At 62.6% G+C, this 19998-nt stretch carries 20 protein-coding genes; 10 read left to right on the forward strand and 10 right to left on the reverse strand.

The window, feature by feature from the left end:
• Window positions 1-194 precede the first annotated feature (194 nt).
• Window positions 195-512, reverse strand: coding sequence for a helix-turn-helix transcriptional regulator (locus tag M8997_RS01870; RefSeq protein WP_250013160.1), 318 nt, complete (start codon window positions 510-512; stop codon window positions 195-197).
• 96 nt (window positions 513-608) lie between these two features.
• Between M8997_RS01870 and M8997_RS01875 the strand changes: the two genes are divergently transcribed.
• The 4 genes from M8997_RS01875 (at window position 609) to M8997_RS01890 (ending at window position 4530) form a co-directional block, all read left to right on the forward strand.
• Window positions 609-1706 carry an NADH:flavin oxidoreductase/NADH oxidase gene (locus tag M8997_RS01875; protein WP_250013161.1) on the forward strand — a complete coding sequence of 366 codons (1098 nt, stop codon included), beginning with the start codon at window positions 609-611 and terminating at the stop codon, window positions 1704-1706.
• Window positions 1707-1966: 260 nt separating this feature from the next.
• A complete protein-coding gene (locus tag M8997_RS01880) occupies window positions 1967-3067 on the forward strand; it encodes a methionine ABC transporter ATP-binding protein (protein ID WP_371929474.1) in 1101 nt (366 codons plus the stop codon).
• A complete protein-coding gene (locus tag M8997_RS01885) occupies window positions 3057-3722 on the forward strand; it encodes a methionine ABC transporter permease (protein WP_250013162.1) in 666 nt (221 codons plus the stop codon). The genes M8997_RS01880 and M8997_RS01885 overlap by 11 nt, the downstream gene beginning before the upstream one ends.
• Before the next feature lie 28 nt (window positions 3723-3750).
• Complete coding sequence (locus tag M8997_RS01890; protein ID WP_250014358.1) at window positions 3751-4530, forward strand: MetQ/NlpA family ABC transporter substrate-binding protein; 780 nt, start codon at window positions 3751-3753, stop codon at window positions 4528-4530.
• Between the two features lie 66 nt (window positions 4531-4596).
• On the opposite strand, the gene ugpC is transcribed toward M8997_RS01890, so the two are convergent.
• From ugpC to M8997_RS01935, 9 genes are all read right to left on the reverse strand, one after another.
• Window positions 4597-5673, reverse strand: coding sequence for a sn-glycerol-3-phosphate ABC transporter ATP-binding protein UgpC (gene ugpC / locus M8997_RS01895; RefSeq protein ID WP_250013163.1), 1077 nt, complete (start codon window positions 5671-5673; stop codon window positions 4597-4599).
• 3 nt (window positions 5674-5676) lie between these two features.
• Window positions 5677-6525: a sn-glycerol-3-phosphate ABC transporter permease UgpE gene (ugpE, locus tag M8997_RS01900; RefSeq protein WP_250013164.1), complete on the reverse strand. Its 849-nt coding sequence runs from the start codon at window positions 6523-6525 to the stop codon at window positions 5677-5679.
• A gap of 9 nt (window positions 6526-6534) precedes the next feature.
• Window positions 6535-7425 carry a sn-glycerol-3-phosphate ABC transporter permease UgpA gene (ugpA, locus tag M8997_RS01905; protein WP_250013165.1) on the reverse strand — a complete coding sequence of 297 codons (891 nt, stop codon included), beginning with the start codon at window positions 7423-7425 and terminating at the stop codon, window positions 6535-6537.
• Between the two features lie 73 nt (window positions 7426-7498).
• Window positions 7499-8809: a sn-glycerol-3-phosphate ABC transporter substrate-binding protein UgpB gene (gene ugpB, locus M8997_RS01910; protein ID WP_250013166.1), complete on the reverse strand. Its 1311-nt coding sequence runs from the start codon at window positions 8807-8809 to the stop codon at window positions 7499-7501.
• Window positions 8810-8958: 149 nt separating this feature from the next.
• The gene (pncA, locus tag M8997_RS01915; RefSeq protein WP_250013167.1) at window positions 8959-9558 is read right to left on the reverse strand and encodes a bifunctional nicotinamidase/pyrazinamidase; all 600 of its coding nucleotides are present in this window, start codon (window positions 9556-9558) and stop codon (window positions 8959-8961) included.
• 51 nt (window positions 9559-9609) lie between these two features.
• Window positions 9610-10770, reverse strand: a complete 1161-nt coding sequence (gene nagA / locus M8997_RS01920; RefSeq protein ID WP_250013168.1) for an N-acetylglucosamine-6-phosphate deacetylase — start codon at window positions 10768-10770, stop codon at window positions 9610-9612.
• Window positions 10767-11777 (reverse strand): SIS domain-containing protein, encoded by a 1011-nt coding sequence (locus M8997_RS01925; RefSeq protein ID WP_250014361.1) that lies wholly within the window; start codon window positions 11775-11777, stop codon window positions 10767-10769. The genes nagA and M8997_RS01925 overlap by 4 nt, the downstream gene beginning before the upstream one ends.
• A gap of 8 nt (window positions 11778-11785) precedes the next feature.
• The gene (locus M8997_RS01930; RefSeq protein WP_250013169.1) at window positions 11786-12574 is read right to left on the reverse strand and encodes a GntR family transcriptional regulator; all 789 of its coding nucleotides are present in this window, start codon (window positions 12572-12574) and stop codon (window positions 11786-11788) included.
• Window positions 12567-13445, reverse strand: a complete 879-nt coding sequence (locus M8997_RS01935; RefSeq protein ID WP_250013170.1) for a BadF/BadG/BcrA/BcrD ATPase family protein — start codon at window positions 13443-13445, stop codon at window positions 12567-12569. Before M8997_RS01935 ends, M8997_RS01930 begins: the two co-directional genes overlap by 8 nt.
• Window positions 13446-13642: 197 nt before the next feature.
• On the opposite strand from M8997_RS01935, the gene M8997_RS01940 reads away from it, so the two are divergent.
• From M8997_RS01940 to M8997_RS01965, 6 genes are all read left to right on the forward strand, one after another.
• Window positions 13643-14584 (forward strand): N-acetylmuramic acid 6-phosphate etherase, encoded by a 942-nt coding sequence (locus tag M8997_RS01940; RefSeq protein WP_250013172.1) that lies wholly within the window; start codon window positions 13643-13645, stop codon window positions 14582-14584.
• A 1-nt stretch (window position 14585) separates the two neighbouring features.
• The gene (locus tag M8997_RS01945; RefSeq protein ID WP_250013175.1) at window positions 14586-15845 is read left to right on the forward strand and encodes an ABC transporter substrate-binding protein; all 1260 of its coding nucleotides are present in this window, start codon (window positions 14586-14588) and stop codon (window positions 15843-15845) included.
• A 181-nt stretch (window positions 15846-16026) separates the two neighbouring features.
• Window positions 16027-16977 carry a carbohydrate ABC transporter permease gene (locus M8997_RS01950; protein ID WP_250013177.1) on the forward strand — a complete coding sequence of 317 codons (951 nt, stop codon included), beginning with the start codon at window positions 16027-16029 and terminating at the stop codon, window positions 16975-16977.
• A 16-nt stretch (window positions 16978-16993) separates the two neighbouring features.
• The gene (locus M8997_RS01955) at window positions 16994-17833 is read left to right on the forward strand and encodes a carbohydrate ABC transporter permease (RefSeq protein ID WP_250013179.1); all 840 of its coding nucleotides are present in this window, start codon (window positions 16994-16996) and stop codon (window positions 17831-17833) included.
• A complete protein-coding gene (locus tag M8997_RS01960; protein WP_250013181.1) occupies window positions 17830-18894 on the forward strand; it encodes a Gfo/Idh/MocA family protein in 1065 nt (354 codons plus the stop codon). The genes M8997_RS01955 and M8997_RS01960 overlap by 4 nt, the downstream gene beginning before the upstream one ends.
• A gap of 22 nt (window positions 18895-18916) precedes the next feature.
• Window positions 18917-19915, forward strand: a complete 999-nt coding sequence (locus M8997_RS01965) for an ABC transporter ATP-binding protein (protein WP_250013183.1) — start codon at window positions 18917-18919, stop codon at window positions 19913-19915.
• Window positions 19916-19998: the final 83 nt, after the last annotated feature.

A 19998-nucleotide genomic window follows, 5' to 3' on the forward strand; every position in this document is an offset into this window, starting at 1 on the left:
TGTCCTTGCCCCCGAAGGGGAGGCACTTCAACGATATCGGACGAGCTCGCATGAATTGGTGCGGCAGATATCTTCAACAGATAAAAATATAATTATCTCATCAACTTCCGGGTAACCATTATCAATATGAATCCGGAAGTATTGGGGGCCGGAAGCGTGTCATCGGCCGCCAGTACAACTCTACTTGTACATTGTCAGCGCGCCACCTCTGTCTCGGGTGCTTTCAGCACGATCGAGAGCAGGCCCGGGAACACATTCTCCAGGTCCTGCCGGCGCAGTTCGTTCATGTGCGACGTGCCCGAATTGCGGGTCTTGATGATGCCCGCTTCGCGCAGGATGCGGAAGTGATGCGACATGCTCGACTTCGGCCGGCCACCGTCCAGCGCGGCGCAGGTGGCTTCGCCTTCCCGGGCCAATTGCCGGACGATCGACAGGCGCATGGGATCGCTCAGCGCATAGAGGACGGATTCCAGCTGGATCTCGCTTGGGGCGGGGTGGCGAAACTGTCTCATGGCCTTGATTCTAGCACAAATGATCGTGTATTGCTATTGTTCGAAAATTATCGAACTATCAAATAAATGATTGACCATGCCAAGGAGACGACACTGATGGCGGCACTTTTCGAGCCATTCACCCTGAAGAATGTAACCCTGCGGAACAGGATCGCGGCATCGCCCATGTGCCAATATTCCGCCGAGGACGGGCTGGTGAACAATTGGCATCTCGTGCATCTCGGCGGCCTTGCCCGTGGCGGCGCGGGATTGGTCGTGGTCGAGGCCACGGCGGTATCGCCCGAGGGGCGGATCACGCCCGCCTGCCTTGGCCTGTGGAAGGACGAGCAGATCCCGGGCCTGCGCTCGGCGGTGGAGCTGATCGAGGATGCGGGCGCGGTGGCGGGCATCCAGATCGGCCATGCCGGGCGCAAGGCCAGCGCCAACCGGCCCTGGGAAGGCGACGACCACATTGCCGAAGGCGATCCGCGCGGATGGGCGACGATAGCACCATCGGCGATTGCCCACGGCGGCGGTCTTTCCAAGGTGCCCGCGGCGATGACCAGGGCCGACATCGACCGGGTGAAGCAGGCATTCGTGGACAGCGCGCGCCGGGCCCTGGCTGCGGGTTTCAAATGGCTGGAACTGCATTTTGCCCATGGCTATCTCGCCCAGAGCTTCCTTTCCCGGCACGCCAACCAGCGCACCGACGAATATGGCGGCAGTGTCGAGAATCGCCGCCGTTTCCTGCTCGAGACGTTCCGTGCGGTTCGCGCCGTCTGGCCGCAGGAGCTGCCGCTGGCCATGCGGCTCGGCGTGATCGAATTCGACGGGCATGACGAGGAAACGCTGGCCGAGGCCGTAGAACTGGTGCGCATCCTCAAGCAGGAGGGGCTCGACTTCATCGATGTCAGCATGGGATTCTCGACCGATGCCGCGAATATCCCCTGGGGTCCCGCGTTCCTCGGTCCAGTCGCCGGGCGGGTGCGGCAGGAAGCGGGATTGCCGGCCTCCACCTCCTGGTATGTCAGCACGCCGCAACAGGCTGAGAAACTGGTGGCGGATGGCATGGTCGATCTCGTGATGCTGGCGCGGCCGCTGCTCAACGACCCGCACTGGCCCTACCGCGCGGCGCGGGAACTCGGCGTCGATCGCCCGTCATGGGTGCTGCCCGCACCCTATGCGCATTGGCTGGATCGCTATCGCGCGGCATAGCGTCTGCAAAGATGCAGTTTTTGCAACCTGTTAGTACGGTTCTTTTAGAATAAGATTCCGGCATATGACCACAATATGAAACCGGCTGCTTGTTGGGCCGCAGGGCGCTCATCTATGTTGGTGGCAGGATTTCCCGCCACCAACCACCGAGCCTAAATGTTCAACACTTTTACCAAAGCCTATCGCAAATCGTCGATCGCCTATATAGACGGTCGAAAATTGGCAATAGGGCGGCCGGGTGCGTGCCGCAGATGAATATGATGGCGATAAAGACGAAGGCGCAGGCGGTTGCCCGGGACCCGCAGCGGGATGCCGCGCCCATGGTGGAATTCCGCCAGGTTTCGAAGCGGTTTTCAGCCGGCAGGACGAGTGCGGAAGTGGTGGCGCTGGACGGGATCGATCTCACCGTTCCCCGCGGCTCGGTAACGGGCATCATCGGCCGCTCCGGCGCGGGCAAGTCGACGCTGATCCGGCTGGTCAATGGCCTCGAAAAGCCGAGCAGCGGGCAGGTCCATGTGGACGGAACCGACATTTCGGCCATGGACGAGAAGAGCCTGCGCTCGGTCCGCCGCGAGATCGGCATGATCTTCCAGCATTTCAACCTGCTCTCGTCGCGTACCGCATTCGACAATATTGCGCTGCCGCTCGAGATTGCCGGGCTCGACCGTCGTGCGATCGAAAGCCGCGTCACGCCGCTGCTCGAACTCGTCGGGCTTTCCGACAAGCGCGACCGCTATCCGTCCGAACTTTCCGGCGGCCAGAAGCAGCGGGTCGGCATTGCGCGGGCGCTCGCCACCGAGCCGAAGCTGCTGCTTTCCGACGAGGCGACCTCCGCGCTCGACCCCGAGACCACGCGGTCGATCCTGGCGCTGCTGCACCAGATCAACAGGGAACTGGGGCTTACCGTCCTCCTCATCACCCACGAGATGGAAGTCATCAAGACGATCGCGCACCATGTCGCCGTCATCGATGGCGGGCGCATCGTCGAGCAGGGCTCGACATTCGACGTGTTCACGGCACATGAACATCCGACGACACGCGCGCTTCTGAGCGGGCTTTCGGGGATGCACCTGCCGGAGTTCCTGACCAGCCGCATGAGCGAAGAGGCGGCGCCGGGGGCGCGCGCCATCATCCGCGTCATCTTCAAGGGCGAGAATGCGACCGAGCCGATGCTGGCGCGCCTCGGCAGCGAGCTTGGCATAGAAGTCAACATCATGGCCGGCGCCGTGGACGAGATCGCGGGGCGCCCGTTCGGCCTGCTCGTCGTGTCGCTGCTGGCCGACGCAGAAAAACTGCGGGAAGCGCGCGCCTTCCTGCTGGAGCATGGTCTCGCATCGGAGGTGCTCGGTTATGTCCGCTGACATCATCTATCTCATCATCAGGGCGACCGGCCAGACGCTGTACATGGTCGCGGTCGCCGGCCTCGTCGGCTCGCTGTTCGGCATTCCGCTCGGCGTATTCCTCGCGACCAGCGAGAAGGGCGAGCTGTTTCCGGCGCCGCGCACCAACAGGGTGCTCGGCCTCATCGTCAACGCCACGCGCTCGACGCCCTTCATCATCCTCGTCGTCGCGATAATCCCGTTCACGCGGCTGATCGCCGGGACCTCCATCGGCACCAATGCCGCCATCGTTCCCCTGACGCTCGCCACCGTTCCCTTCATCGCGCGCCTTGTCGAGACGTCCATTCGCGAGGTCGATTCCGGGCTTTCGGAGGCTGCGCGGGCGATGGGCGCGAGCCCCATGCAGATCGTCTTCAAGGTGCTGCTGGCCGAGGCCCGCCCGGGTATCGCCGCGGCGCTGACACTGACGATCGTCAGCCTCATCGGCTATTCGGCCATGGTCGGCGCGGTCGGCGGCGGCGGGCTCGGCGATCTCGGCATCCGCTACGGCTACCAGCGCTTCATGCCGGATGTGATGGCTGTCGTCGTCGTCGTCCTCATCGTGCTCGTTCAGCTTGTCCAGAGCGCCGGCGACCGTCTCGCCCGGCAGTTCGACAAGCGAAACCGTCCCAGATAATCAAGAAACACAACAGGAGTATGAGATGTTGAAGAAAATTCTCGGTGTGGCCGCACTGGCAGCGGTCCTGAGCGCCACCGGCGCACTGGCCGAAACGATCAAGATCGGCGCGACGCCGGGCGAACATGCCCAGATCCTGGAGAAGGTGAAGGAAGTGGCCAAGCCGAAGGGCCTGGACATCGAAATCCTCGAATTCTCCGACTATGTGGTTCCGAACCAGGCGCTGAACGATGGCGAGCTCGACGCCAACTCGTTCCAGCACAAGCCCTATCTCGACAACCAGATCGCCGACCGCAAGTTCGATATCGTCGACGTCGCCTATACGGTGAACTTCCCGATGGGCGTCTACTCGAAGAAGGTGAAGAGCTTCGACGAACTGGCCGATGGCGCGACGATTTCCATCCCCAACGATCCGACCAATGGCGGACGGGCGCTGCTCATCCTCGCCGACAAGGGCGCGATCAAGCTGAAGGAAGGCGCGGGCCTCAAGGTAACGGTCAATGACGTCACCGAGAACCCGAAGAACTTCAAGTTCGTGGAACTGGACGCCGCGCAGCTGCCCCGTTCGATCGACGATGTCGATGCAGCCGCGATCAACACCAACTACGCGCTCGAAGCCGGTCTCGACCCGATGAACGGCACCATCCTCAAGGAAGGCGAGAAGGCTCCCTACATCAATCTGATCGCCGTTCGCACCGCCGACAAGGACAAGCCCTGGGTGAAGACGCTGATCGAGGCCTATCACTCCGATCCGGTGAAGCAGTTCATCCTCGACAAGTACAAGGGTGCCGCGGTACCGAGCTGGTAAGCATCACGAAAAAGGCCGGGTTCGTCCCGGCCTTTTTTATGCCTGTCCTGAAATGGTTCTTCCGGCTCAATCGTTCAGGCGCTTGCCGTCCTTGCCGAAAAGATGGAGCTTTTCCCGGGGTATGATCACCCGCAGGCTGTCGCCGGTCTGCGACGCCGAACGGCCCGCCACGCGCACGACCACCCTTTCGCCGCCGACTATTCCATAGACATAGCTTTCCGCGCCGACAGGCTCGACGCCGAGAATGCCGAGCTCCAGCACGAGCCCGCCGGCATGCGACTTCTCGTCGGCGGCAACCTCGAGATCTTCGGGCCGGAACCCGATCACCGCGCCTTCGCCGGGCACGGCAAGCCCGGTTGCGCCGATCTTGGTTCCATCATTGAGAATGAGGCCGTTGCCGTCGCTGGTCACATGAACGAGGTTCATGGGCGGCGCGCCGATGAAACTTGCGACGAAGGTGCTCGCCGGCTTCTCGTAGATATCCAGCGGCGCCCCGATCTGCTCGACGGCACCGGCATTCATCACCACCAGGATATCGGCGAGCGTCATGGCTTCGAGCTGGTCATGCGTGACATAGACGCTGGTCACCCCGAGCTGGCGCTGGAGGTTCTTGATCTCCACCCGCATCTGCCCGCGCAGTTTCGCGTCGAGGTTCGACAGCGGCTCGTCGAAGAGGAACACTTTCGGGTTGCGGACGATGGCGCGGCCCATGGCGACGCGCTGGCGCTGGCCGCCGGATAGTTCGCGCGGGCGGCGATCGAGGAGATGCGTCAGTTCCAGCGTCTGGGCGGCCTCGCGCACCCGCTTGTCGATCTGGTCCTTCGGCATGCCGCGATTGCGCAGGCCATAGGCCATGTTGTCATAGACCTTCATATGCGGATAGAGCGCATAATTCTGGAACACCATGGCGATATCGCGCTCGGCGGGTCCAAGGTCGTTGACCGTCCTGTCGTCGATCCGCACGGTGCCGCCGGTGATCGATTCCAGCCCGGCGATCATGCGCAGCAAGGTTGATTTGCCGCAGCCGGAGGGGCCGACCAGCACGCAGAGCGCGCCATCCTCGATGGCGATGTTCACGCCCTTGACCGCTTCTACCGAGCTGCCATAGACCTTGCGGACATCGGTCAATTCTACGCTTGCCATAAATCACTTCTCCGTTTCGACCAAGCCGCGCACGAACCAGCGTTGCATCAGGACGACAACGAGAATGGGCGGGACAATGGCAAGAATGCTGGTGACCATCACCAGATGCCATTCGGTATCGGCATCGGCGAAGGAGATCATTTTCCGCAGGCCGATCACGATCGTGGCCATGTCGTTGCGGTTCGTCATGAGCAGCGGCCAGAGATATTGCGTCCAGCCATAGATGAAGAGGATGACGAAGAGCGCGGCGATGTTGGTCTTCGACAAGGGAAGCAGGATGTCCTTGAAGAAGCGCCAGGGCCCGGCGCCATCGACGCGCGCCGCTTCCACCAGTTCGCCGGGGATCGTCATGAAGAATTGCCGGAACAGAAGGGTCGCCGTGGCCGAAGCCATGAGCGGCAGGATCAGCCCGGTATAGGTATCGATGAGGCCGAGATCGACCATGATCTTGTAGGTCGGCAGGATGCGCACCTCGACGGGGAGCATCAATGTGATGAAAATCAGCCAGAAGAACACCATGCGCCCGGGGAAGCGGAAGAACACGATGGCATAGGCCGAGAGGATGGAAATGACGATCTTGCCGATCGCTATGCCAAGCGCCATCACCAGCGTATTGAACAGCAGCCGGCCGACGCCGACGCCGCCGATGCGCCCGACGCCGCCGAACAGCGCCGCCTTGTAGTTCTCCCAGAAATGGGCGCCGGGCAGGAGCGACAGCGGCGGACGCATCACCTCCTGCAGGGTCTGCGTCGAGGCGACGAAGGTGTAGTAGATCGGAAAGGCGACGATCACTATGCCCAGGATCAGGATGAAATGGGCGATGAAGCGGCCTATGGGATTGTTCTCGATCATGTCCGCATCCTAGCCGTAATGGACTTTCCGCTCGACATAGCGGAACTGAATGGCCGTCAGGGCAATGACGATGACCATGAGGATCACCGATTGCGCTGCCGAGTCGCCGAGAATGAGGTTGACGAAACCGTCATTGTAGACCTTGTAGACCAGTGTTTCCGTTGCCTTGCCGGGGCCGCCGCCGGTGACGGCATGGATGATGCCGAACGTGTCGAAGAAGGCGTAGACGGTATTGACGACGAGCAGGAAGAAGGTCGTCGGCGCCAGCAGCGGAAAGATGATCGTCCAGAACCGCTTGTTTTCGCCCGCGCCATCGATGGCGGCGGCTTCGATGAGCGATTTCGGGATGCTTTGGAGGCCGGCGACGAAGAACAGGAAATTGTAGCTTATCTGCTTCCACGCCGCCGCGGCGACGACCAGCACCATGGCCTGGCCGCTGTCCAGCAGCGGATCCCAATTATAGCCGGTAGAGCGGATCAGATAGGCGAGGGTGCCCATCGAGGGGTTGAACAGGAAGAGCCACAGCATGCCGGCGATTGCCGGCGCCACCGCGTAGGGCCAGATGAGCAATGTGCGGTAGATGCCCTTGCCGCGCACGACCTTGTCGGCCATGACGGCGAGCAAAAGCGCGAGCGCCATCGCTATCAGCGCGGTCGCCACCGAAAAGACCACGGTCACCTGCAGGGAATTCAGGTAGTTCGGATCGTTGAGGACGCGCTTGAAATTGCCGAGGCCGACGAATTGCGTCGCCAGACCGAACGGGTCCTCGCGCAGCACCGATTGCTGGATGGCCTGCGAGGCAGGCCAATAGAAGAAGATGATGGTGATCGCGAGCTGCGGGGCAAGGAGAAGATAGGGCAATAATTTATTCGGAAACGTCACGCGGGTGGACGATGCCATGAATAATCTCGCTTTATCAAAGAGGGATCCGTCCGCGCTGAAATTCCGCGGACGGATTGCGTTGCAACGATGCTTACTGGCCGATGGCCTGCTTTATGGCGGCATTGCCGCGCTCTACAGCATTGTCGAGCGCCTGCTGGGCGGTCTGCTTGCCGGCCAGCATGTTCTCGAACTCCTCGTTCTCGATATCGCGGACCTGCGGAAGATTGACGAGGCGAACGCCCTTGGAGTTCTCGGTCGGTGCCTTGCCCATCATCTGCTTGATCGGGATCTCGCGCGCCGGGTTCTTGTCGTAGAAGCCGGATTTCTTCGTCTCTTCATAGGCTGCGAGCGTAACCGGGAGGTAGCCCGAGACCTGATGCAGGCGCGCCTGGATTTCGGTCTTCGACAGGAAGGCGAAGAAGGCGGCGACGCCCTTGTACTGCTCGTCGGATTTTCCGGCGAAGACCCAGAGGCTCGCGCCGCCGGGCGTGGTGTTCTGCGGTGCGCCCTGGGCTTCCGGCTCATAGGGCAGCTGCCCGGTGCCGTAATTGATACCCGACTTGACGACATCGCCCAGACCGCCGGAGGATTCGGTGAAGATGCCGCATTCACCGGAGGTGAAGAGCTGCTTGGCTTCCGAGGTGCGTCCGCCGTAACGGAAGGTGCCGTCCTTGGCGAGATCGGCCAGTTCCTGGAAATGCTTGACGAAGATCGGGGCGTTGATCTTCAGTTCGACGTCGGTTCCGGCAATGCCGTTCTCGTTGCTGCCGAAGGAGACGTTGTTCCAGGCGGCAAAATTCTCGGTATGGATCCATGTGAGCCAGGTCGAGGTATAGCCGCAATTGGCCGCGCCGCTGGTCTTGATCTTCTTCGCCGCTTCCCAGACTTCCGGCCAGGTCTTCGGCGGGTTGTTCTCGTCGAGACCTGCCTTCTTGAAGATGTCCTTGTTGTAATAAAGGATCGGCGAGGAGCTGTTATAGGGGAAGGACAGCATGGTGCCGTCCGGCTTCGAATAATAGGCGACGATGCCCGGCAGATAGAGGCTCTTGTCGAACTTCGAATCGCCCATCGACAGGATGTCGGCGACCGGCTTGATGGCGCCCTCGGCGCCCATCATGACGCCCGTGCCCGCATCGAAGACCTGGATGATGTCCGGTGCCTGCTTGGCGCGGAAGGCCGCAATGCCGGCATTCAGCGTTTCGGGATAGGTGCCCTTGAATACGGGCGTTACCTTGTATTCGCTCTGGCTTTCGTTGAATTCCTTGGCCAGCGTGTTCACCACCTCGTTGTTGGCGCCGGACATGGCGTGCCACCAGGAGACTTCGGTGACGGCAAAGGATGAAGTGGACGAGGCGAGGATAAAGCCTAGTGCAAGGCTGATCTTGCGGCTGTCAATCTGCATTTGTTTCTCCCATTCGTGAGGCGTCATCTTCAGTGCGCTTGCGGTCAGTATCCTTATTATGTGACAGACAAACAACAGTTTTCTGTCCGCCGGCCTTTTTCGGACGGCCGGCCTGTGGAAAAATGCGCAGCTGTTCACTTATCGGGGCTTCAGATCAGGGTGACGCCCGCCTTCAGCATGCGATCGGTCATGATCTTCATGGAGCCGGCAAGGTCGATGCCGCGGCAGGCATCCATCAGCACCTCGGCGGTGAAACCCTGGCTGACGGCGTCGAGCGCCGAATAGGCCACGCAGAAATCCGTGGCAAGGCCGACAAAGGTGACATGGGTAATGCCCCGTTCGCGCAGATAGCCCGCAAGCCCCGTCGGCGTCCGGCGGTCGTTCTCGAAAAAGGCCGAATAGCTGTCGATGTGCGGGCGGAAACCCTTGCGGATGACGAGCTGCGCCTTGGTCCAGTGCAGATCCGGATGGAACTCGGCGCCGACCGAGCCCTGGACGCAGTGGTCGGGCCATAATGTCTGCTCGCCATAGGGCATGGCGATCGTGTCGAAGGGCGCTCTTCCGGGATGCGAGGAGGCGAAGCTCGAATGCTGCGCCGGGTGCCAGTCCTGGGTGAGGATGACACGGTCGAAACGAAGGATGAGCTTGTTGACGATCGGCAGGATTTCATCGCCGGCGTCGACGGCGAGCGCGCCACCGGGGCAGAAATCATTCTGCACGTCGATGACGATCAGGGCGTCCTTGGTCATTGTCGGGTTCTCTCGGTGAGCGGCAAGACTACGGCCAAGCGGCGGCCCGCGTCAACGCGCGTAGTGCGTATCGCCGCCGACCCAGACATGGTTCACATCGAGATCGTCGCCGAGATGGACGATGTCGGCGGCATAGCCGGCGGCGATCCTGCCGCGATGATGATCGATGCGGATGCTCTGCGCCGGGTAGAGCGACGCCATGCGCAACGCCTCTTCCAGCGGCAGGCCGAGCTCGCGATGGACGAAGCGCACCGCCGATATCATGTCGAGATCGGCACCGGCCAGCGTGCCGTCGGCCAGGGTCAGCCGTCCGCCGGCGCGGGTGATCGTGCGGCCATTGAGCGTGAGCGTGGTGATGTCGGTGCCGATGGTGGACATCGCGTCGGTCACCAGGAATATGCGGCCGGGTCCCTGCTTGGCGCGCAGGGCGATCGACATCGCCGCCTTGTCGACATGGAAGCCGTCGGCGATCAATCCGGCCGAGAGCGCGCCGGACTGCAGGGCGGCGCCGACGAGTCCGGGGCTGCGGTGGCCGAGCTGGCTCATGGCGTTGAACAGATGCGTGACCATGCTGGCGCCGGCGTCGCATGCGGCCATCGCCACCTCGAAGCTGGCGCCGCTATGGCCGAGGCTGACGATGATGCCGGCATCGGCCATGGCGGTGATCTTTTCCGCCGGCACCGTTTCGGGCGCAAGCGTCGTCAGCAGCACGGGTATCTCCTGCGCCGCCTCTATGATGGCGACGAGATCGGCATCGTCCATCGGCCGGATCAGTTGCGGATCGTGCGTTCCCTTGTGGCTGACCGAAAGATGCGGGCCTTCGAGGTGGAGGCCGGCAAAGCCCGGCACCCGGTCGCGCGCCGCTGCCCTGGCGGCGGCAATGGCGGCGGCGGTGATTGCGGGCGTGTCGGTGATCAGCGTCGGCAGGAGCGCCGTGGTGCCGAAGGCGAAATGCGCGCTGCATATGCGGGCGATGATTTCGGCGCTGGGGCCGTCATTGAGCAGGACGCCGCCGCCGCCATTCACCTGGACGTCGATGAAGCCGGGAACGAGCCTGCCGCCCGGGAGCGCGACGCGTCGCGTTTCGGCCGGAAGCGAGCCGGCGGCAACGATGCCGGCAATGGTGCTGCCATCGACGACGAGCGCGCAATCGGAGTGCCATTCATCGCCGTCGAATATCTCGGCCCCGACAAGGGCAAATTCCGTGCTCATAGAGTTTCGGTCACTTTTCGCAAATGGGGCGGCTGGTCGGGATTATGGCCCCGGCTGCGCGCGAATGCTTCGACGAAGGCATAGAAGGATACAAGGGCGGCGAGGGGGTCGGTCAAGGGATGCGCGGTCGTCACGAAGGGCAGCGTCCTCGCCGACGCGGCCTTGTCCGAAGTGATGAACACGGCCGCGCCCTGTTCGGCCAAACGGTCCGCAGCTTCGGCGATCGAGGCTTCGGCGGCATCGCGCGAGGCGAGGACGAGGATGGGGAAATCCTTGCCGACGATGGCCTTCGGCCCGTGCATCACCTCGGCGGCACTGTAGGATTCGGCGTGGACGCCGCTGGTTTCCTTGAATTTGAGCGCGATCTCGTTGGAGATCGCCAGCGACGGACCACGGCCGAGCACGAAAAGCGAGGTCTCGTCCTTCAAGGCGGCGGCAAAGGGCGACCAATCGCAGGCGAGCGCCTTGGCGAGGGCCGCCGGAAGCGCATCGATGGCGGCCAGCAGATCGTCGTTCTCCGTCCAGTGGGCGATCAGCGCGAGGCCGGCGATAGCGGAACTGACGAAGGATTTGGTCGCCGCGACGCTGCGCTCCGGCCCCGCCAATATGTCGATCGGATATTCGCTGGTGCGGGCAAGGTCGGAATCGATCGCATTGGTGATGGCGATGGTCAGGGCGCCGCTCTGCCGCGCCGCCCGCGTCATGCTGACGATGTCGGGGCTCTTGCCGGATTGCGAGATCGACAGGGTGGCGGCCTGGCCGAGCTTCAGGCTGACGCCATAGATCGAGGCGACCGAAGGGCCGAGCGATGCCACCGGCACGCCCGCCGTCAATTCGCTGGCATATTTGAGAAAGGCGGCGGCGTGGTCCGAGGAACCCCGGGCGATGGAGGCCATGAATGGCGGGTTCTTCCTGCGCAGTTCGGCTCCGACCGAGGCCAGCATGCCGCGCGACTGGTCGAGAAACCGGGTCGCGACATCCGGGATCGATAGAATTTCTTCGCGCATGAGGGTGGTCAAAGCACTGCTCCTGATATTTCGGACGAGCTGCCGAGCTTCAGTTCGGCAACGAATTCATAGGCGTCGGCACGGTAGATCGACCGCGTGAACTCGATCACCCTGCCGGATTCCAGATAGGATATGCGCTCGATGTTGAGGCTGGCAGAACCCGCCGGCACCTGCAGCAGCTTCGCGTCGCTCTCCCGCAGGATTGCCGCGGAAATCCGCTGGATCGCGCGCGCCGGCCGATTGCCGCTCTCCGCCAGCACCGCATAGAGCGACAGCGTGACCAGTTCGGGATTTGGCAGCACCTGCACCGAAAGCGCGGCCCGCTCGATTGCCATGGGTGTGTCGTTGGCGACGCGCAGGCGGCTGATGCGGGCGACCTTTTCCCCCGAACTCAGCCCGAGCGTCACCATTTCTTCCGGCGAGGGCGCATAGACGCCGCGATCGAGCCATGTGGAGCGCACGATCATGCCGCGCCGCGCCATGTCCTCGGTGAAGGAGGTGAGGTGCGTCAGCGACTGCTCGACACGGGCCGAACGGGGCGCGACGAAGGTGCCGGAACCGTGGCGCTGGACCAGCAGCCCCTCCTGCACCAGTCCCTGCACGGCCTTGCGCACCGTGACGCGCGAAATATCCGCCATGGCCGCGAGTTCCCGTTCCGGCGGCAAGGCATCGCCGGGATTGAGCAAGCCGTCGCGCACGGCATTTTCGATCAGGCGCTGCAGTTTCACGTAGAGCGGCCCGCCCATGGTGGAGCCGTCATTCAGCGACGGCAGTATCGAGACCAGTCCGTCAGCCATGGATACGCTCCAATGCAAATTGCTTCACCGCCAGCTGCACGGCCCCCGTCAGGGCATCGTTCAACGGCTTGTGCAGCCGCGCGCGATAGGCGGGCGAAAGCCGCGGTTCGTAGAGCGGTCCCAGCCCGCCAAGCAGCGCCAGGCGGTGTGCGCCCGGCTGCATGACCGTCGCGAGGCCTTCTTCGATCTGGCGAACCGCCGCATCGAGCAGCCCCGCCGCGACCGCATCGCCATTATCCGCGTGGTCGAAGATCATCGGCGCCAATGCGCCGAAATCGCTCGGCGTCGCCGCATGGGCGAATTGCACGATCGCATGGGGATCGCCGCCAAACCGCGCCATGACCTTTGCCGTCAGGCCGGAGGAGGGGTGGAACCCGTCATGGGCGAGCAGCGTCTCTTCAAGCAGCGCCCGGCCGAGCCGTGCGCCGCCGCCAAGATCGCCGACCTTGAAGCCCCAGCCGCCGGCAAAGCGCACTTCGCCCCCGGCCCGGGTAATGAAGGCCGAGCCTGTGCCAAGGATGACGACCGTGCCGTCATGATCGCCGATGGCGCCCTGAAGGGCGATGAAACCGTCGGAATGGACGCTGGCATTGCGGAAGGGCAGCGCCGCGCGCAAGTCGGCGGCATTGCTGCCGACATTGGCCCCGGCAAGGCCGAGAACCGCGTCAAGCGAGGAGATTTCAGCGGCATCCAGTCCCGCATCCCGCAGCGCGAATGTCGTGGCCTCGATGATATTGGCGCGGGCGACGTTCATATCGGTCATGATATTGGCCGAGCCGCTGCGGCCCGTGCCGAGAATGCGGCCTTCCATATCCGCCACGGCCGCCCTGCAGCCAGTGCCTCCGCCATCAATTCCCAGGAGATAAGTCACGCGATTGCCCTCCATCACCTAGAATACCAATAAAGTACCAATAGCCAAGTGTTAATTTCGGTAAATGATCGTTTTTGCCAAATTGGCTGATTTTATTGGGTAAATTACAGCACGCCTGCGCCATGGTCAGAAAATTTTAAGATTTGCTGGACAAGTGGTATTTTTTTGGCATTAATTACACCAACGAGGAGAAATCAGTGGCGCTTACCCGCACAGAGCAACGCAACGACAAGGCCGTCGGGCTGGACGAGAAGTCGCCCGCCGAGGTTCTTGGCCTGCTGCTCGATGCCCAGATCGCTGCGGCCGAAGCGGTGCGCCCGGCGCTTCCTTCCATTGCCCGTGCGGCCCATCTCGCTGCCCGGACGCTTGCCGATGGCGGGCGTCTCGTCTATGCGGCGGCGGGCAGTTCCGGCCTGATGGCGCTGGCCGATGCACTCGAAATTCCAGGCACATACGGTATCGCGGCCGACAGGATCGTGCTTCTGCTGGCGGGCGGTCTCGCCAGCCTGGAGCGTCTCGCCGGCGGCTACGAGGACGATGTCGAGCAGGCCTCGCGCGATATTGCCGGCGCGAATATAGGCCCGAAGGATTGCCTCATCGCCATTTCCGCCAGCGGCACGACCCCCTATGCGCTCGGCGCGATGGGGCAGGCGCGGCAGCGCGGCGCGAGGATCATCGGCATCGCCAACAACAGCAATGTCCCTTTGCTCGACGCCGCCGATGTCGCGATCGTGCTCGAAACGCCGGCGGAGATCGTGGCGGGATCGACGCGGATGGGGGCGGGCACGGCGCAGAAACTGGCGCTCAACCTCATGTCCACGCTGATGGCCGTCGAGCTCGGCCATGTGCATGACGGCTATATGGTCAATCTCATTGCCGACAACATCAAATTGCGCGATCGCGCCGCGCGGATCGTCGCGGCGATCAGCGGCTGCGATCTCGATGCGGCGCGCCGCCATCTCGATTCCAGCGGCGGCTCGGTCAAGGCGGCGGTGCTTCTGGCGGCCGGCGCGGAAAATGGCAATGCGGCATTAGGAATTCTCGAAAGCAATCAACAGAGGCTTCGCCCGGCGCTTTCGGAACTGAAAGGGAGCATGGCTCTCGTCAACGGCACTGCTGAGGGTGCAACAGGAGACTAAAATGGGAAGCAAGACATTGAAGACATTGCTGATGGCCAGCAGCATTCTGGCAGGCGCCGGAATGGCGAATGCCCAGGAGACCACCCTGACCATCGAAAGCTGGCGCACGGACGACCTTGCGATCTGGCAGGAAAAGCTCATCCCGGCCTTCGAGGCCAAGAACCCCGGCATCAAGGTCAAGTTCGCACCGACGCCGCCGACGGAATATGACGCCGCTCTCGGCGCGCGCTTCGATGCGGGCAGCGCCGGCGACATCATCACCTGCCGGCCGTTCGACAAGTCGCTGGAGCAGTTCAAGCGCGGCAATCTGACCAGCCTGAACGACCTTGCCGGCATGAAGAACTTCTCCGACGTCGCCAAGGCGGCCTGGACGACGGACGATGGCAAGGACACGTTCTGCGTGCCGATGGCCTCGGTCATCCATGGATTCATCTATAACCAGGAAGCCTTTGAAAAGCTGGGCATAAAGGTTCCGGCCACGGAAGAGGAATTCTTCGCCGCGCTGGAAAAGATCAAGGCCGACGGCACCTACATCCCGATGGCGATGGGAACGAAGGACCTGTGGGAAGCCGCCACCATGGGCTACCAGAATATCGGGCCTACCTACTGGAAGGGCGAAGAGGGCCGCGCCAAGCTGATCAAGGGCGAGGCCAAGCTCACCGATCCGGAATGGGTCGAGCCCTACAAGGTGCTTCTGAAGTGGAAGGACTATCTCGGCGACGGCTTCGAGGCGCAGACCTACCCGGACAGCCAGAACCTGTTCACGCTCGGCCGCGCGGCGATCTATCCCGCCGGTTCGTGGGAGATCGGCCTGTTCAACACGCAGGTGCAGTTCAAGATGGGCGCATTCCCGCCGCCGGTGAAGAAGGCGGGCGATGAATGCTACATCTCCGACCACAATGATATCGGCGCCGGCCTCAACGCCAAGAGCAAGCATCCCGAGGAAGCAAAGAAGTTCCTCGACTGGGTTGCCTCGCCCGAATTCGCCGAGATCTACGCCAATGCGCTGCCGGGCTTCTTCAGCCTGAACTCGACGCCGGTGAAGATGCAGGACCCGCTGGCCCAGGAATTCGTCTCCTGGCGCGAGAAGTGCAAGCCGACGATCCGGTCCACCTACCAGATCCTGTCGCGCGGCACGCCGAACCTCGAAAACGAAACCTGGGTCGAATCCGCCAATGTGATCAACGGCACCGATACGCCGGAGGCGGCTGCGAAGAAGCTGCAGGACGGGCTCGACAGCTGGTACAAGCCCGCCAAGTAAGCCGATGGCGCGTGGCTCGCCACGCGCCGCCAATCGTGAGGGTGCGGCCTTGCCCACCCTCGTATGCCAGATATCGGGCGCCTGACATCGGGCGCCCGACATCGGGGGCTGATATCGGGCACCTGACATCGGGCAGATGCCGGGAAATCGCGGCCTGGAACAAAACTGGGATTTGGGGTTCATGAGCACTATCGAGCAATCATCGGCCATTGCCGGCGGCGACAGGCGTCCGCGGCGCTGGCACATATTGGTGTTCCTCGCGCCTGCGCTCCTCATCTACACGGCCGTGATGATCCTGCCGCTGATCGAGACGCTGCGGCTGTCGCTGTTCAATGTCAGGGACGGGCAGAGCGTTTTCGTCGGCTTGGGCAATTTCGGCGTTCTCTTCGGCGATACGCGCTGGGCCGCGAGCTTCTGGAATGCGCTGAAGAACAATTTCGTGTTCTTCGCCATCCACATGCTGGTGCAGAACCCGATCGGCGTGGCGCTTGCGGCGCTGCTCTCGGTGCCGAAGCTGCGCTTCGCCGCCTTCTACCGCACGGCGCTTTTCCTGCCGACGCTGCTGTCATTCGTCATCGTCGGCTTCATCTGGAAGCTGATCCTGTCGCCGATCTGGGGCGTCTCGCCCTTTCTCCTCGATCTCGTCGGCCTCAAATCGCTGTTCTCGCCATGGCTCGGCAAGCCCGGCAGCGCGCTGATCGCCGTCTCGCTGATCTCGGTCTGGCAATATGTCGGCATACCGATGATGCTCATCTACGCCGCCATGCTGAACATCCCGGACGAGGTGCTGGAAGCGGCGGAATGCGATGGGATCACCGGCTGGAGCCAGTTCTGGAAGATCAAGCTGCCGCTGATCCTTCCTTCCATCGGCATCATCTCGATCCTGACCTTCGTCGGCAATTTCAACGCCTTCGACCTCGTCTATACGGTGCAGGGCGCGCTTGCCGGTCCGGATGGTTCGACGGACATTCTCGGAACGCTGCTCTACCGCGTGTTCTTCGGATTCCAGCTGCAGATCGGCGACAAGTCGATGGGCGCGACCATTGCGACGGTGATGTTCCTCATCATCCTGTCCGGCGTCTGCCTCTACCTGTTTGCAATCCAGCGGCGCATGCGCCGGTATCAGTTCTGAGGGCGAGGGGACCATCATGGCAAGACCGACCGCATCTCCGTTCCGCATGGGCCTCGTGCATCTCGCGCTCGTCATCTATACGCTGATCGCGCTGTTCCCGGTGTTCCTCACGGTCATCAATTCGTTCAAGGACCGGTCGGCGATCTTCCGCGATCCCCTCGGCCTGCCGATGCCGAAATCCTTCAGCCTCGTCGGCTATGAGACGGTGCTCAAGCAGGGCGATTTCGCCCTCTATTTCCAGAACAGCTTCATCGTCACCGCGGTCTCGATCTTCTTCGTGCTGCTGTTCGGCGCCATGGCGGCCTTTGCGCTGTCCGAATACCGCTTTCGCGGCAATACGCTGATGGGGCTCTATCTCGCCCTCGGCATCATGATCCCCATCCGCCTCGGCACCGTGGCAATCCTGCAGGGCATGGTGGCGACCGGCCTCGTCAATACGCTGACCGCGCTCATCCTGGTCTATACGGCGCAGGGGCTGCCGCTCGCCGTCTTCATCCTCAACGAGTTCATGCGCACCGTCTCGGACGATCTGAAGAATGCCGGGCGCATCGACGGCCTGTCGGAATATTCGATCTTCTTCCGCCTGGTGCTGCCGCTGGTGCGGCCCGCCATGGCGACGGTCGCGGTCTTCACCATGATCCCGATCTGGAACGATCTGTGGTTTCCGCTGATCCTCGCGCCGAGCGACGCCACCAAGACCATCACGCTGGGCTCGCAGGTGTTCATCGGCCAGTTCGTGACCAATTGGAACGCGGTTCTGGCGGCGCTGACGCTGGCGATCGTGCCGGTGCTGGTACTCTACATGCTTTTCTCGCGGCAGTTGATCCGCGGCATCACCGCAGGAGCAGTGAAATGACGGACAGGCCGATAAGGGTACTCGTGGCCGGGCTCGGCAATATGGGGCGGAGCCATGCGCTGGCCTATCATGAAAATCCCGGCTTCGAGATCGTCGGGCTGGTCAACCGCTCGGTGGTCGAACTGCCGCCGCAGCTTGCGTCCTATACGATCCATCCGTCCTACGAACGGGCCCTGGCCGAGCTGAAGCCCGATCTCGTCTCGATCAATACCTATTCCGACAGCCATGCGGACTATGCAATTGCCGCCATGGAGGCCGGCGCGGACGTGTTCGTGGAGAAGCCGCTGGCGACCAGTGTCGCCGATGCGGAGCGCGTGGTGGCGGCGGCGGTGAAACATGGCCGCAAGCTGGTGATCGGCTATATCCTGCGCCATCACCCGTCATGGATGCGGCTGATCGAGGAGGCGCGCAAGCTCGGCGGTCCCTACGTCTTCCGGATGAACCTCAACCAGCAATCGAGCGGCCCGACATGGGAGACGCACAAATCGCTGATGAAGACCACCTCGCCGATCGTCGATTGCGGCGTGCATTATCTCGACGTGATGCTGCAGATCACCGATGCGAGGCCGGTGCAGGTGAGGGGGATGGGCGTGCGGCTCTCCGGCGAGATCGCCGACGACATGTATAATTACGGCCATCTGCAGGTGCTGTTCGACGATGATTCCGTCGGCTGGTACGAGGCGGGCTGGGGCCCGATGATCTCGGAAACCGCCTTCTTCGTGAAAGACGTCATCTCGCCGGCCGGCTGCGTCTCCATCGTCATGGACCAGAACGCCAAATCCGACGATATCGACTCGCATACGAAGACATCGACGATAAAGCTGCATTCGGCCGCGACCGGCCCGGATGGCCGCTTCGCCAGGGCCGACACGCTGCTCGACATGGCGGGCGAGCCCGGCCACCAGGAGCTTTGCGACCGTGAACAGGCCTTCGTGCTGAAGGCGATCCGCGAGGACATGGATCTGGGCCGCCACATGCGCGATGCGGTACGCTCGCTCAGCGTCTGCCTGGCGGCGGATGAGAGCGTGCGCACGGGCCGGCCGGTCGATCTGACGATTTGATTCAAGAGACAGGAACAAGACATTGGGTTCTTTGAAGATTCAAGACATTCGCAAGTCCTTCGGCCACGTGGACGTTCTCAAGGGGATCGATCTGGAGGTCGAGGATGGGGAGTTCGTGATCTTCGTTGGCCCTTCCGGTTGCGGCAAGTCCACCCTGTTGCGGGTCATTGCGGGTCTCGAGGATGCGACGTCCGGCGATATCCTCATCGATGGCAAGCGCGTCAACAACACGCCGCCGGCCAAGCGCGGCATTGCCATGGTGTTCCAGACCTATGCGCTCTATCCGCACCTGACGGTGCGGGACAATATGGGCCTCGGGCTGAAACAGGCCGGAAAACCCGCTGCCGAGATCAAGGAACGCACCGCCATCGCCTCGGCCATGCTGTCGCTCGACGATTATCTCGAACGCCGCCCGTCCGAGCTTTCCGGCGGCCAGCGCCAGCGTGTCGCCATCGGGCGGGCCATCGTGCGCGAGCCCGAGCTGTTCCTCTTCGACGAACCGCTGTCCAATCTCGATGCGGCGCTGCGCGTCAATACGAGGCTTGAGATCGCCCGGCTGCATCGCCAGCTCAAGGCGACGATGATCTACGTCACCCATGACCAGGTCGAAGCCATGACGCTGGCCGACAAGATCGTCGTGCTCAACAAGGGCAGGATCGAGCAGGTCGGCACGCCGATGGAGCTCTACAACAATCCCCAGACGGTGTTCGTCGCGGGTTTCATCGGCTCGCCGCAGATGAACCTCATCGACGGCGGCAAGCTTGGCGATACGGCGAAAACGGTCGGCATCCGGCCCGAGCACATCCAGGTAAGCGCCAAGGAAGGCACCTGGAAAGGCTCGGTCATCCATGTCGAACATCTCGGCGCCGACACGATCCTCTATCTGCAGACGGAATTCGGCCCGCTGACGGTGCGCCTGTTCGGCGAGCACGATTACGAGGTGGACGGCGTGCTCTACGCCACGCCGGACAAGGGCCGGACCTATCGCTTCGACGCCGAAGGCAAGATCGTCCGCAGCTAGATACCCAACCATCGCGGGCATGACATTGCGCCTTGTTTCGTCCATAGTCGCCGCGCGCGGGGAGTCGCCTGCGTGCTGCATGT

The organism is Phyllobacterium sp. 21LDTY02-6 (assembly GCF_023554255.2).
In the GTDB taxonomy this organism is placed as follows: Bacteria; Pseudomonadota; Alphaproteobacteria; order Rhizobiales; family Rhizobiaceae; genus Phyllobacterium.